Source organism: Vibrio agarivorans, assembly GCF_030409635.1.
Taxonomy (GTDB): domain Bacteria; phylum Pseudomonadota; class Gammaproteobacteria; order Enterobacterales; family Vibrionaceae; genus Vibrio; species Vibrio agarivorans.
Map to the genome: position 1 here is coordinate 598,091 of NZ_JAUFQF010000001.1, position 13,537 is coordinate 611,627.

The window sequence follows — 13,537 nt, forward strand, 5'->3', positions numbered from 1 at the left end:
GCCCCTGTAAAGAGAGAGAATCAAGGAAACTATCTTATTAAATAACAATAGATTGTGAACTAAGACACATTGCCAGCTGCAAGCATAGCAGCCTTACTCGTTAACGCTTATTCTTCATACAAGCTACAGGTTCTGACTGAGGTTATTATGCGTTCGATCGACTGTTTATTGCGACCACAAACGATTGCGGTAATTGGAGCTTCAAATACTCCGGGACGCGCGGGTTATATCGTGATGAGTAACCTGTTGTCCTCTGGATTTAAAGGGGTGATATTGCCTGTTTCCAATAAGCACAAATCTGTTCAAGGTGTGCTTGCTTACCGCTCTGTGGATGACCTTCCGTTTGAGCCTGACCTTGCCATTATGTGCACCAATAACAAAACTAATCTCCAACTTGTGCCAAGCCTCGCAACCAAAGGTACTAAGTGCATGGTGATCTTAGCAACTAGTTTTGATGATAACGATTCTGAACTCACTGCCTCACTTAAAGCACAGACGCAGCAACATGGTATTCGCGTACTTGGCCCAAATAGCCTCGGTATCATCATGCCTTGGCTGGGAGTGAATGCCTCGTTTTCGCCTATTCCAGCTCAGCGCGGGTCTATCGCGTTTATTTCACAGTCAGCTGGTATTTGTACCACGATTTTGGACTGGGCAAATGCACAGTCTATTGGGTTTTCTGCCTTTATTTCATTAGGTAATGGGTCTGATATTGGCTTTGATGAACTCCTCGATGCGTTATCCATTGATAGTAAAACACAAGCCATTATTCTCTATATCGACTCTATCTCTGATGCCCGTCGGTTTATCTCTGCGGCACGAGCTGCATCAAGAAACCGTAGAATTCTAGTGTTAAAAGGTGGCAAAACACCGCAAGGTCTTGAAATAGCGAAAGCCCACAATCAGGGGCATATATCTTTAGATATCATCTACGATTCGGCAATAAAGCGTTCTGGCATGTTAAGAGTGAATAGTACTCACGAACTCTTTGCTGCGGTAGAAACTCTCACTCATCCTACACCACTGCGCGGCGAACGCTTGATGATCGTCACTAATGGTGGCGGCCCATCAATTATGGCCACTGACAAGTTAATACAGCTAGGTGGAAAACTTGCAGCGATCACTGACAATGAGATCGTTAATCGTATAAAAGCAATTGTTCCCGGCTGGGAAGGTTCAAATCCTATTGATATCCATGGTGATGCAACAATCAACCGCTATAAAGGCGTTATCGAAGTTCTGATTGATAGCAAAGAAATTGATGCACTACTGATCATGCACAGCCCTTCTGCTGTATCAGACAGTCAAGAAACCGCAAAAGCCATCATTGACTTACTACAAAGCAATAAACAGAAAATCCAACGGCTCAACATTTTCACTAACTGGACAGGCGAGTTAACTGCAAAGCCGGCGAGAGCTCTATTCAGTCAAGCAAAAATACCGACCTACCGAACGCCTGAGAGCGCAGTGACTGCTTTCATGCACTTGGTGGAGTATCGGCGTAATCAAAAGCAGTTGATGGAAACGCCCACATCAATTGAGATGCGCAGCAATGTCTCTTTGCAACAAGCGCGTGAGTGGTTCACTCAAAAGATTGGCGACAAACAGCAAATCGCACTTGATAGTTACCATTTAGGTTCGCTATTTGGCTATTACAACCTCTCGATGCTGGATACCTGGATAGCCTCGGATCCGAGTGAAGCCACACATATTGCCGAGAAAATTGGCTACCCGGTAGCAGTCAAACTTCATTCGCCCGATATTCCACATAAATCTGATGTACAAGGTGTGATGCTGTCTTTGAGAACTGCCGAAGAGGTATATAGCGCCACAAATGCAATACTCGATCGGGTTCAACTCTCCTTCCCTTCAGCGCGAGTTGATGGCGTACTCGTCCAAGCAATGGCCAACTCGGCTGGCGTTGAAGAGATAAGAGTAAAAGTACATACTGATAAAGTATTTGGCCCCGTATTACTCATGGGCCAAGGCGGTTCAGAATGGGATCCGACCACAGACTCAGTATGTGCGTTACCTCCTCTAAATAGTGCTCTCGCACGCTACTTCATCATTCGAGCTATCAAGGCAGGGGTTGTTCGGCTACAAAAACGACCTGAACCGTTTGATATTATGGCGTTCGCAAACTTTCTAGCGACACTCTCACAAATGGTGGTAGACAACCCAGAGCTACATGCACTGGATATTCATCCAGTAATGGTAAAAGGAAGCACTATCACAATAGTTGATGCCGATATAGTACTGAAACAAAATAGCGAGTTAGCTTCACAAAGACTCGCTATCACACCTTACCCGACACAGCTCGAAAAAATGATCACCTTAAAAGATGGGCGAAAAGTCCTAATGCGTCCTATCAAACCAGAAGATGAACCTAAACACGCAGCGTTTATCCATAAAGTTTCAAAAGAAGATCTTTATAAGCGCTTTTTCACCGATGTCGGTGAGTTTAACCATGAATCTCTGGCTGCATTTACTCAAATAGATTACGACCGAGAGATGGCGTTTGTCGTTGAAGAGCCAAACGGCGATATTCTGGGGGTTGCAAGAGCAATGATCACGCCGGATAACAGTGACGCAGAGTTTGCGGTGCTTATCCGATCAGACCAAAAAGGTTTGGGCCTGGGTAAAGTGCTCATGACCAACATCATTAACTATTGTCGCCAAAGAAACACAAAACAAATCAGTGGTATGACGATGCCAACCAATCAAGGTATGCTCAATTTAGCAAAGCGACTTGGTTTTGCCATCTCCATTGATTTTGAAGATGGCACGGCTGATATGGTATTAATACTGGAATAAGCTACTTCATATTCCAGTTCTTGCTCATATATTTGATTACCCAAGATTTCGCTTTACCAAGCTGATTTCTACGCCAAGCCATCACGATATCGAGCGGTTGCGAGGCTGCTCCATCAATCATTTTTAACTTCCCTTGCGCCACTAAATCTCGAGCAATGTGCTCAGGTAGCGTACCTATCCCTAAACCCGCGTTCAGTGCTTCCACCTTACCGGCGAAGTTGGTCACTGTTAAGCGTGATTGCTTGTCCAGCACGTTGATACTCATTGTTGGCTGATCCCGCGCCGTGTCAGAGATCGCGATCACTCTATGTTTTAGGCGTGTTTCTTCGTTAAATTCGGTCGTGCGTTTATGGATTGAATGATTTGGAGCGGCAACCCAAATCATAGACATTTGACCAATTTTCTCGACTTTTAAATCATGAGAAGTTGTGTCTACTTGAGGGCATATTAGGATGTCACAACGATCCGCATTTAAAGATTCCCAACACCCAGCCAAGATCTCTTCCTGCAGCTTAATTCTCGTTTGACTCTCTTTCTCAAGGGCTTCAACCAATGGAAAGAAGGTAGATACGGGAATGATGCCATCAAATGCGATGGTTAAATCTAATTCCCAGCCATTGGCGATAATATTCGCTTCTTCAACCATGCTGCCAGCGAGCTCCAACATAAGGCGACCACGGTTTAGGATCAGTTTACCCGCCTGAGTAAACGCCGCTTTATGGCCCGAACGATCGAATATCGTGATATCAAGATCTTGTTCCAGCTTTTGGATCTGATAACTCAATGATGATGGCGCACGATCAAGCTCATTGGCTGCCGCGGCAAAGCTGCCACGACGATCAATCGCATCTAAAATACTCAGTGCTTCTAATGTAATTGGGCTACTCAATCTGAATTCCTTTTTTGCTTAAGCGAGAAACACACTACTTGCTATCTAACTCTGGGCGTACCCAAACATTTGAAAAATCGAACCAACCTAACGCATTACACTGCGCATTTTGCAATGAGCCACACTGCTCTTGATTCACACCGAGCCAACAGTGAAAGAGAGGGACGATTTGATTTTGTTCAATCAACGCTTTGCCAAGTTGATGCGCAGGGAAAGCAGATTTACTATCAAGACGCCAGGTTGATACAAGTGCTTTCCATTCAGAAAAACGTTCATCGCTACTCAATCGCTGTATATCACCAGAATCTAACAACCAACCTGCCAGCGCATCATCTCGATGGTTTGCTATGCCCATGGGTTTAATCCAGATATCGATACTTTCTATATTGTCAGGCTCAATATCATAAGCAATAAACTCGACCCTTAACCCATCCTGTTTTAGTCGACTCTCAAGCGCTTTGACTAAGTCAGGATACGTTGGGTGCCTATTGTGATAAGCAATTGTGACGGTTTGATAGTTGGGTTGCGTTATTGAGTCATCGCAATTGGTATGGTGAAGCCAACCTGGCTTTAAGCCATGAGCTGGAAGAATACCTAGCTTTGTGACAATGTCACTTGGAAGTTCTCGAAACAAACTCAACGCATTAAATTTATTGGAAAAATAATTTGCCCACTGCGGGTCTTTTGCTAAACCCGAGCGTTGGTTCAACAACAGATATATACAGCCAGGGTCAAGTTCAACGCCCTGCTCCATTTGACCTGTCTGGGGTTGCATTGGGTTAGAAACACTTGGGTAAATCAAGCTTGAGTGCGCTTCATCAATCACCCAAACTTCAACCACATCTACAAGCGCTCGGTACCCAAAATAACCATCAAAGGCATGTAGAACTAGCTTTTGGTCATCATTTCTAACCACTTTGTATGGTCCTGTTCCAACCGGGACAAGATCGAATTGTTCTTCGCGTTCAGATTTGGTCGGAAGGATCTTCGCGCAAGTCTCTGCTAGTAGTAAAGGCAGGCGTCGGTCAGCAAAGTTGAGAATAATATCGACGACCAGTGGTGATGGCGATTCAATTCGCTCAATAGTGTCGAATAGCGGACGTTGCTTTAAGTTTTCGAGGCTATCTATGACATGCTGCGCGGATAAGACGGTGCCATTGTGAAAACGGACATTTGGCCGAAGGTAAAAACGCCACACTCGCTCATCAATCATCTCCCATGTGTGAGATAAGTCTGGGCTGAGCTGATCTTTATCATCTAACTTAGTAAGGCCACTAAAAATCTGATGAGCGATGTGCTGCTCAGAGCGACGCATTGGCATTCGTGGGTTAAGCATAGACAAGGGACGATAGTACGGTAAACGAATGACCTGTTCACCCTCTCGATGCTGAACACCAAGATAACCCTCAATTACCTGCGCAAGTTTTGCTGAATCATTGTTCATCGCCCCAAGGGCATGTTCAAACTTACCTTCTTCAAGATACCTCAAGGCCATGTTTTGACTGACGTCGCTGCGACTACGCTTAAAGTTAAGTTGAGATAGCTTTCCTCGCCCCGGCGCCGGCTGCCACTCAATCCAGCCTTCTTCGTCCATACGATTTAGCACGATGCGCGCGTTGCGCCGAGTACAAAATAAGATCTCAGTGATATCTTCGATACGTACCTGAGTGTCTTGACCATCAAAATGCTCAAATAGGGTTTCAAATTGCACTCTTAAACGGGGGCTACTCATCTTATTTGTCTGTTCTTCTTCTGATGGTCTAATTTCGGTGTTTAACCGCGATGGTTAATCGACTCGTGCAGATCAAGCGCTGCTGTTCGTCAACTATTTTGATGTCCCAAACCTGTGTAGTACGCCCCAAGTGAATTGGACTTGCCGTGCCAGTGACGACACCTTGACGTTTCGCGCGAACATGATTGGCATTGATATCTAAGCCTACACAATAACTTGGCTCTTCAACACAAAAATTAGCAGCTAATGAACCTAAGGTTTCGGCAAGCACGACTGATGCGCCGCCATGTAACATACCTAATGGCTGGTGGGTAAAGGCGCACACGGGCATTGTCGCGCTGATCGAGTTCTCCGTTACCTCGGTGTAAACAATTTGAAGATGCTCAATCAAAGTGTTTTTAGAGGATTGATTAAGTGTATCTAGGCTAATCGGCCTTTTCCAAATTGTTGCTGGCGAGTCATCACTCGCTAGGTGTTTGATTGGCATAGAACTTGTCCATTTATCTACCATTAGCCATAATGTTAAGAGAAGTTATTACCATATATCAATACGGAGATTGATAATGTCGAACTGGGGTCGCCTTTCTGTTGTTGCGTCTGGCTTAATTCTCGCCGCTTGTAGCTCGTCACCTACAGGCCGTAACCAACTCATTCTTTTTTCTGATTCTGACATGAGCTCGCTTGGTGCTCAGTCTTTCGAGCAAATGAAACAAGAGCAAAAAGTGAGTACGGACAAAGCCGTCAATGCTTATGTCCAATGTGTATCTGACGCTGTTACTGCTCAAGTTCCACCTCAGCCTGATTTCGATGAATGGGAAGTGGTGGTATTTGATAGTGATCAGGTGAACGCCTTTGCGCTACCTGGTGGTAAAATTGGTGTTTATACTGGTTTGCTTAATGTCGCCATCGACCAAGACCAACTGGCAACCGTCATCGGGCATGAAATAGCCCACGTTTTGGCCGATCACAGTAATGAACGTTTGTCTCAGGCACAGCTTGCTAATGTGGGGATGCAAGTGACAGACATTGCGTTAGCTTCGTCGGGTGCCGCTCAATATCGCTCGGCTGCGATGGCAGCACTAGGTCTCGGTGTACAATATGGGGTGATCTTGCCTTATGGTCGAACCCAAGAATCTGAAGCTGACATTCTCGGTTTAGATCTAATGGCCCAAGCGGGGTTCAATCCCAATGCCAGTGTCGCACTCTGGATGAATATGGCCGCGGCTTCGAATGGTGCTCAGCCTCCTGAGTTACTCTCGACTCACCCTTCTCACGATACACGCATTAACGATCTTGAGGAGCAGATCCCACGAGTTCCGAAAGCGAAGGCAGCGAGACCAAATTGTAAAGCACCTAGTTAAGACACTTTTCGTTACATCTAAGTTAAGGCGCTGTAATGGAACAGGTTAAATCACAGTGACAGCGTCACTAACAGCCCATTTTCCAGCAAGGAAACGACAACTTTCCTCGGCAAAACCCCTTAATGTCAGCTATAATCCCTGCCTAAATTGAATGTTAGGTAAATTGAATATGTCTATTGAAGCAACTCTACTAGAACGCTGCGATTCTAAATGTGAACTTTGCGCAGCAGAAACCTCTCTAACGGCATACGCTGTGCCACCTGAGTCATTGGTGACAGTAGACTATGCAGCAATGCTATGTGATAAGTGCTTGGCTGAGATTGAAGATCCAAAAGATATCAATCACTGGCGTTGTCTAACAGACAGCATGTGGAGCCAAGTGCCTCAAGTACAAGTGCTTGCATGGCGTCAACTGACTCGCCTGAACGCTGAATCTTGGGCTCAAGATGCTCTAGACATGATGTACATGGAAGAAGACACCCAGACTTGGGCAATGAAAGGCATGTCTGCAGATGACAAACCGTTCGACTGTAACGGCGTTGAACTTAAGAAAGGTGACGACGTAACAGTAATCAAAGATCTTCCAGTAAAAGGTACAAACCAAGTTATCAAACAAGGTACAGTTATCCGTGGCATTAGCATCGGCAGCGACCCTAAACTGGTTTCAGGCAAAGCTAACGGCGGTCAATCTATGTATGTTATCGCTGAGTACTGTCGTAAGAAGTAAACACACCTGTTAACGCTGAATAACACAACCGCAAGTTTGTAACGCCCTCTACAGGGGTAAGCGCTCTTGTAAAAAGCCCCGATATGTCTATTGATATATCGGGGCTTTTGTTTTGAACCCGCAGACAGATAATAATCCAAGACCGCTAAAAACTAAAAAGCCAGCCTTAGAATAACTAAGGCTGGCTTTCAGCAATTCGTATGATGCGATTAACGGTATAAACCGATATCTTTTTGCATGTGGCTAGACATGTCGCTCGAGTAGTAAGTACGAGGCGTATTGTCTACAAACAAAATATCAAGTAAGTGTGCAATCAATCCTTTGAAGCTAACCGAGTAGGTTTTTTTGTCCATAGAGGTTGGTACTACGATAGTGTCGATGTGCATTGCCTGTGCCATAACTAATCTCTCTATATTTAAATTCGGTAACTTTGTTAACACGAATAATAGGTGATTAATTGCACTGATTAAAATGACAAAAATTCGACTTTCAGATTAGTTTAACTAATGTTTTTATATTGTTAACTAGCATTGTGCACACTAAGCATTGAAGGGTGTTATTTATGCAAATAGACCTAATTATTACGAATAAAGAATCTAGTTTACGGGTTTAGCACAGCCACTTTAACAAGTTAGCAACCGTGATTTTTATGGCACTTTTGTGCTATTGCGTTAGTTTAGTTAACCTATAAACAAAAAAACCTGTGCATTTTAAGCACTGGTTTTCCCTAATCACGTGTGTGATGTATCAAGATTCTTGTTCAGCATACACCTTACACTGCTTGATCGCTTTGTCTAACAACTCAAGAGCGGTTTGATCGCACTTAGGCAACTGCGCATCAGTGGTAGCAAGTGGTATAACGCGCTCCCCCCACTTCACGACTCCTGCTCCCCAGGTTAAACCGGCTCCAAACGCCGCTAAAAGTAGCGTATTGTTCGGTTGCACTTTACCCTGCTCTACTGCTTCACACAGTGCGATAGGAATCGTAGCTGCAGAAGTGTTGCCATAACGGTGAATGTTTACGAATGCTTTTTCCTGCGGAATTCCTGACAAATCACATAAGGTTTGAATAATACGAACGTTGGCTTGGTGCGGTATGACAACGTCGATATCATCTTTGGTCATCCCAGAAGTGCCAAGAACTTCTGTAGCTGCAGCGCCCATTCCTTTTACCGCTCGTTTGAAAATTTCTTTACCGACAAACTCAAAACTCCAATGGCCGTTATCCGCGGAAAAGCGATCCATTGACGTACCAAATTTAGGTACCGCCAAAATGTCACGCCCTTTGGCATCACAACCAATCTTGGCCTTCTGTAAACCGACGCAATTATCCGTTTTGGAAACCACGACTGCACCGGCGCCATCACCAAATAAAACAGCGGTATCGCGCTTGGTCCAATCGATAAAGAAGGATAGACGTTCAGCACCAATGATAACGGCATGGTTATAGTTACCTGCTTGAATCATTCGAGTAGCGGTTTCTAAGCCATACAGAAAGCCTGTGCAGGCAGCATTAAGGTCAAACGCTGCAGCAGTCGGAATTGATAGGTTTTGTGCCACTCTCGACGCGGTATTTGGAATCAGTGAGTCAGGAGAGCAAGTGGCCACAATGATTAAGTCGACATCTTGTGCGCTAATACCTGCGCACGCAAGGGCTTGCTGCGCTGCGACTGTCGCAAGGTCTGATGTGTTTACGTGACTGATTCGACGAGACTCAATGCCAGTTCGGCTGCGGATCCACTCATCGGAAGTTTCCATAAAGGTGCTTAAATCGTCATTTGATAAAGCGGCGGGTGGCAGACATTTACCCCACCCAGTGATCTCTGCATACTGCATAATCCAATAGTTCCTGCTTATTGTTCTAATCGATTATTTCAATCGTTAGCTCATTGATTATTTGCTTAAAATCTCTAGGCTATAAGCTAACTGGTATGAACGTACTCAAGTCGTTCTCCGTTAAAGATAAGTATATACACAACAAAGAATAAATTGCATGACGTATCCTCTGTTTTAAACGAGCAGAGACGTTTACTGCACAATAAGAGAGAAAGCTATGTCAACGTTCAACACTCGATGCCCTCACTGTAATGGCGTTAACCGCGTACCTGAAGAAAAACTCAACGCGCAAGCAAAGTGCGGCCGCTGCCAACAACCTCTGCTTGACGGTCGCCCTATCGAAGGGACAAGCGATAACTTTGATGCACTGTTAAAAAGTGAACAAACCGTCGTAGTCGACTTCTGGGCACCTTGGTGCGGTCCATGTGTTAACTTCGCTCCAGTCTTCGAAAAAGTTGCTAATGAACAGGGCTCTCAAGCTCGCTTCATTAAAGTCGATACCGAAGCCCAAAAAGCTCTCGCAGCGCAGTACGGAATACGCAGCATCCCAACCATTATGGTATTTAGAAATGGGGAAAGAGTGAATATGATCAATGGTGCATTGCCAAAGGTTCAGTTTGAACAATGGCTTGCTCAGTCATAATCGGCATAGAGCGAGTGATGTCACGCAGGCAAAAATCGTGATGATAAGCAGTCGAAAGGCTGCTTTTTACGTTCTAGGTTTCCTAAAGACACCGGCTTTCAAACACGAAAAAGCCCCAGCAAGAATGCTGAGGCTTCAAATAGAATGGAGGCGCGTCCCGGAGTCGAACCGAGGTCCACGGATTTGCAATCCGCTGCATAGCCACTCTGCCAACACGCCTTTGTGATTAACATGAGTTAATACGAATTGTTGATGGTGCCCCGGGCCGGACTTGAACCGGCACAACGCGAACGTCGAGGGATTTTAAATCCCTTGTGTCTACCAATTCCACCACCAGGGCAACGCAAAACTTGTTTGCGATGGTTAACACCATCTTTGATACCGACCTTTAATGAGTCACTATCATAAAACTTGTGGCGACACTTTTGATTCTCTTGATATACAAAAGAAGGTGTCTCCTGAACCTGAATAAGGTTTCACTATATCAACTGAATCTCAGTTGAAAATGGAGGCGCGTCCCGGAGTCGAACCGAGGTCCACGGATTTGCAATCCGCTGCATAGCCACTCTGCCAACACGCCTTCGTGATTAACTTGAGCTAATCAAATTGTTGATGGTGCCCCGGGCCGGACTTGAACCGGCACAACGCGAACGTCGAGGGATTTTAAATCCCTTGTGTCTACCAATTCCACCACCAGGGCAACGCAATAATGCGATGGTAACACCACCTGTCTCGACGACCTTTGCCGTGAGAACGAGGCGTACTTTAACGGATTGAGTTTACACGTCAACAATAAATTTTAAATAATAGAATCAAGTGATTGAAAGCACATCAATCTGATCGTTATCCCCGCACTTTGGTGCTTTTTAACGCTTATTCATGTAGTAAGTCTTAATGAAATTTATCTGTCATCTAGAATTCATAGACTGGATCTAACAATTAATCATCTCAATAAGTCAATGAAACCACTCAAGCGCTATCAGTATGAACGCTACGCCGTGCTCTGCAATCTTGCTTATCCACGAGTTTTTAAGCAAACACGTTATGGCTTTGACCCAAATGGCCAACGGATCATTAAAAACCAATTTGGTAAGACTATGGTTCGTGTGTTGTGGAGTAAACAGAGTAATGAGGTGGTTGTCGTAATTAAAGGTTCGCATAGCATTACTGATTGGCTATTGAATTTCGCGCTCTGGACAAGAAGTTGTCACAACATAGGTTTGAACTATCGTATTCATGCCGGATTCTATCATCTACTCTTTCAAGAAAGCGCGCCCTCAAGAAATGAAGATAAATTGGGTGCTACCGTATTTGAGCGATTAGAAACCTGCCTTGTGCCACTCATAGAACAAGGTAAACGGATAGCAATCACTGGACACTCTTCAGGCGGCGCTATTGGCTGTGTGTTTGCTGACTATTTCGAACAAAGATACCCAAAATCGATAAAACGCATCGTGACTTTTGGCCAACCTGCGATTGGTAACTGGCAATTCAAACATCGCTATAGGCTCGGGCACAAGACTTATCGTATTTGTTGCGACTTAGACATTGTCACCTTCATGCCCCCACTGCCCTTGGTATATTGGCATACAGGTAAAATGCTTTGGCTTTACAACGGCAAAATATATGAAAACACACCGGGTGTCATACGATTTTGGCGTTCATTAATGAGTTGGATCATTCGTCCTTTTTCGTATCACTTAATGAGTAAATACATAAGAAACAAAGATTTTTTTGATGAAAGGTAGAGCTTACGTTTTAAAAACACGTTTACAATGAATGTAGATAAGAGCTGGAAAGAAATTCCAAAAGAATGGAGGCGCGTCCCGGAGTCGAACCGAGGTCCACGGATTTGCAATCCGCTGCATAGCCACTCTGCCAACACGCCTCATTTGATTTGCCATCGCTCTCCGCATTGAACTAAATGTTCATTGCCTCTTGCGATGGCGCACACTTTACCTTGCTGAAGTTTTCAGTCAATGGTTTTTTTGTCGATTTTGTTTAGATGCCTAAATACGAAACAATGTGCGACAAAATCCACCAATATTGATTCGTATCACACCAAATTTTCTCTTCGTTACGTTAATGACGCTTGGTGAAGCGCTCTAACATGGATGGTGAATAGTGCCAACAGTGGTCAAACATTTCGGTCAGCTCTGGGTTTCCATACTTCGACACACAAACGGCATGGAATCGATATTGACGACCCTTCAATTCATCCACTTGCTTTTGCAACTCTTTCGATTGCGTTGGCGAAATAAAGTCAGAGAGTACGAGAACATCGGCATTGCGGTAACGCTCTGTCTGAAGCATTTCCATAGAACTGATTAACGCCTGCTCTAAGTCTGTGCCTCCGAAAAAGGTATAACTGAGAAAGTCAGCGACTTCTTGCAAACCATCTTGCTTGGTAAGTTCGTAAGTAATCTGTTCAGTCGAGTAAAGCATGACAAAACAATCGCGACCTTCAGCAAGCGCAATCTGCATCAGTGCATAAGCCATCGCTTTTACGCTCTTCTCGGGAAAGCCTTTCATAGAACCCGATGCATCGACACATAAAATGAATGGCCCTTTCTCAATCTCACCAGACTTGTGCTCTGGCTTCTGTGCAACCACTTTACGGATCGTGCGTGATTTACCTTTAACTCGATAATTCATTAAACGCTTGTCGACTAAGTGCTTGTAGAACACGACTTCCAACTCAGGATGTGCTAAAAACATCGTTTCGTTTGGCAACATGCGGTTAAGATCATTACTCTGGTGGATACCTACAATGTCATCTGCAACTTCGTCACTGTTCTCTTCCACCACCTGAAGCTGTTCATCTGGCACCTTAGTTAAGCTTGGATCATCCACTTCACCCGCCATTCGGCCGAGCTGTGTGGCAATCTCTTGGATCTTTGGATGCTTCTTAAGAAACTCCGCATAACTCTTTAGGTGAGTAACATCACTACGCTTCAAGCGAGCCGAGGCCATATCCCATAAACGGCCCATACTTTCCTCATCGCCCTCTTGAGTAATGCCGTCCATTTCTTGAATCGTCTCGATACGATGATAGAGGTCATTCAGTACTTTTTCTTTGTTCGTTTCAAGCTCGGTAACTTGAGCCTGCTTTATCGAAGTTTTTAAATGTTGATACCATTGATCACAGAAGAAATGGGGAAACATCGGGTTATGCTGGCTTTTGTTGTCATTCAGCATTTTGCGTGCTTTAACGTAAAATGCCGAGTGCCACTCAAGTTTCTTAACAATATCTTCAATGTGTTCAAAGAAGTAGGCTTCGTCCCAATGAATGACTTCTTGATACAAAGCCAACTCTTGCTTGAATCGGTCGGTCTCGCACACACGGGTGATGCGTTTTTTAACCGTACCGCGCCACTTCAAAAGATGATTTTTGACTGAGGTGGAAACCCCACGGTTTTCCGCCATCATCATGACTTGGGAGCGTGCCATTAAATCGTTGATCGCGGTGTCGATTATTCCCGATTCCGCGACAGCTATTGCGAGGTTTACACTGTCTGCTCCTAGCATACTGCCA

The 13,537-nt window shown here is 44.6% G+C and carries 11 protein-coding genes and 5 tRNA genes; 5 read left to right on the plus strand and 11 right to left on the minus strand.

Features of this window, described 5'->3' with window-relative positions; all coding sequences use genetic code 11:
- Window positions 1–147 precede the first annotated feature (147 nt).
- Complete coding sequence (locus QWZ05_RS02495) at window positions 148–2,814, plus strand: bifunctional acetate--CoA ligase family protein/GNAT family N-acetyltransferase (protein WP_290296316.1); 2,667 nt, start codon at window positions 148–150, stop codon at window positions 2,812–2,814.
- Window position 2,815: 1 nt separating this feature from the next.
- Here the strand turns inward: QWZ05_RS02495 and QWZ05_RS02500 are convergent, their stop codons facing one another.
- The 3 genes from QWZ05_RS02500 to QWZ05_RS02510 are packed head-to-tail and all read right to left on the minus strand — an operon-like array spanning window position 2,816 to window position 5,922.
- On the minus strand, window positions 2,816–3,703 hold the full coding sequence (locus tag QWZ05_RS02500) for a LysR family transcriptional regulator (protein ID WP_264876308.1): 888 nt from the start codon (window positions 3,701–3,703) through the stop codon (window positions 2,816–2,818).
- Between the two features lie 34 nt (window positions 3,704–3,737).
- Window positions 3,738–5,435, minus strand: coding sequence for an SgrR family transcriptional regulator (locus QWZ05_RS02505; RefSeq protein ID WP_290296319.1), 1,698 nt, complete (start codon window positions 5,433–5,435; stop codon window positions 3,738–3,740).
- A 28-nt stretch (window positions 5,436–5,463) separates the two neighbouring features.
- The gene (locus tag QWZ05_RS02510) at window positions 5,464–5,922 is read right to left on the minus strand and encodes a hotdog fold thioesterase (RefSeq protein WP_264876310.1); all 459 of its coding nucleotides are present in this window, start codon (window positions 5,920–5,922) and stop codon (window positions 5,464–5,466) included.
- Window positions 5,923–5,998: 76 nt separating this feature from the next.
- On the opposite strand from QWZ05_RS02510, the gene QWZ05_RS02515 reads away from it, so the two are divergent.
- Both QWZ05_RS02515 and QWZ05_RS02520 read left to right on the plus strand, forming a co-directional pair.
- Window positions 5,999–6,796 (plus strand): M48 family metallopeptidase, encoded by a 798-nt coding sequence (locus QWZ05_RS02515; protein WP_290296323.1) that lies wholly within the window; start codon window positions 5,999–6,001, stop codon window positions 6,794–6,796.
- Between the two features lie 169 nt (window positions 6,797–6,965).
- Window positions 6,966–7,523, plus strand: a complete 558-nt coding sequence (locus QWZ05_RS02520; RefSeq protein ID WP_264876313.1) for an alkylphosphonate utilization protein — start codon at window positions 6,966–6,968, stop codon at window positions 7,521–7,523.
- A 209-nt stretch (window positions 7,524–7,732) separates the two neighbouring features.
- Here the strand turns inward: QWZ05_RS02520 and QWZ05_RS02525 are convergent, their stop codons facing one another.
- Window positions 7,733–7,921: a hypothetical protein gene (locus tag QWZ05_RS02525; RefSeq protein WP_264876314.1), complete on the minus strand. Its 189-nt coding sequence runs from the start codon at window positions 7,919–7,921 to the stop codon at window positions 7,733–7,735.
- 349 nt (window positions 7,922–8,270) lie between these two features.
- Entirely contained in the window at window positions 8,271–9,359 is a 1,089-nt protein-coding gene (locus QWZ05_RS02530) for a ketoacyl-ACP synthase III (protein ID WP_264876315.1), read from the minus strand.
- Window positions 9,360–9,576: 217 nt separating this feature from the next.
- Here QWZ05_RS02530 and trxC point away from each other — a divergent pair, with 217 nt between their 5' ends.
- Window positions 9,577–10,002, plus strand: a complete 426-nt coding sequence (gene trxC, locus QWZ05_RS02535; RefSeq protein ID WP_264876316.1) for a thioredoxin TrxC — start codon at window positions 9,577–9,579, stop codon at window positions 10,000–10,002.
- A gap of 145 nt (window positions 10,003–10,147) precedes the next feature.
- Here the strand turns inward: trxC and QWZ05_RS02540 are convergent.
- The 4 genes from QWZ05_RS02540 to QWZ05_RS02555 form a co-directional block, all read right to left on the minus strand.
- Window positions 10,148–10,221 (minus strand) — tRNA-Cys (locus QWZ05_RS02540).
- Between the two features lie 34 nt (window positions 10,222–10,255).
- Window positions 10,256–10,342 (minus strand) — tRNA-Leu (locus tag QWZ05_RS02545).
- Between the two features lie 166 nt (window positions 10,343–10,508).
- Window positions 10,509–10,582: transfer RNA gene (locus QWZ05_RS02550), tRNA-Cys, on the minus strand.
- A 33-nt stretch (window positions 10,583–10,615) separates the two neighbouring features.
- Window positions 10,616–10,702, minus strand: a tRNA-Leu gene (locus tag QWZ05_RS02555).
- A 259-nt stretch (window positions 10,703–10,961) separates the two neighbouring features.
- Between QWZ05_RS02555 and QWZ05_RS02560 the strand changes: the two genes are divergently transcribed.
- Entirely contained in the window at window positions 10,962–11,750 is a 789-nt protein-coding gene (locus QWZ05_RS02560; protein WP_264876318.1) for a lipase family protein, read from the plus strand.
- 66 nt (window positions 11,751–11,816) lie between these two features.
- Here the strand turns inward: QWZ05_RS02560 and QWZ05_RS02565 are convergent.
- Both QWZ05_RS02565 and viaA read right to left on the minus strand, forming a co-directional pair.
- Window positions 11,817–11,890: transfer RNA gene (locus QWZ05_RS02565), tRNA-Cys, on the minus strand.
- 194 nt (window positions 11,891–12,084) lie between these two features.
- Complete coding sequence (viaA, locus tag QWZ05_RS02570; protein ID WP_264876319.1) at window positions 12,085–13,530, minus strand: ATPase RavA stimulator ViaA; 1,446 nt, start codon at window positions 13,528–13,530, stop codon at window positions 12,085–12,087.
- Window positions 13,531–13,537: the final 7 nt, after the last annotated feature.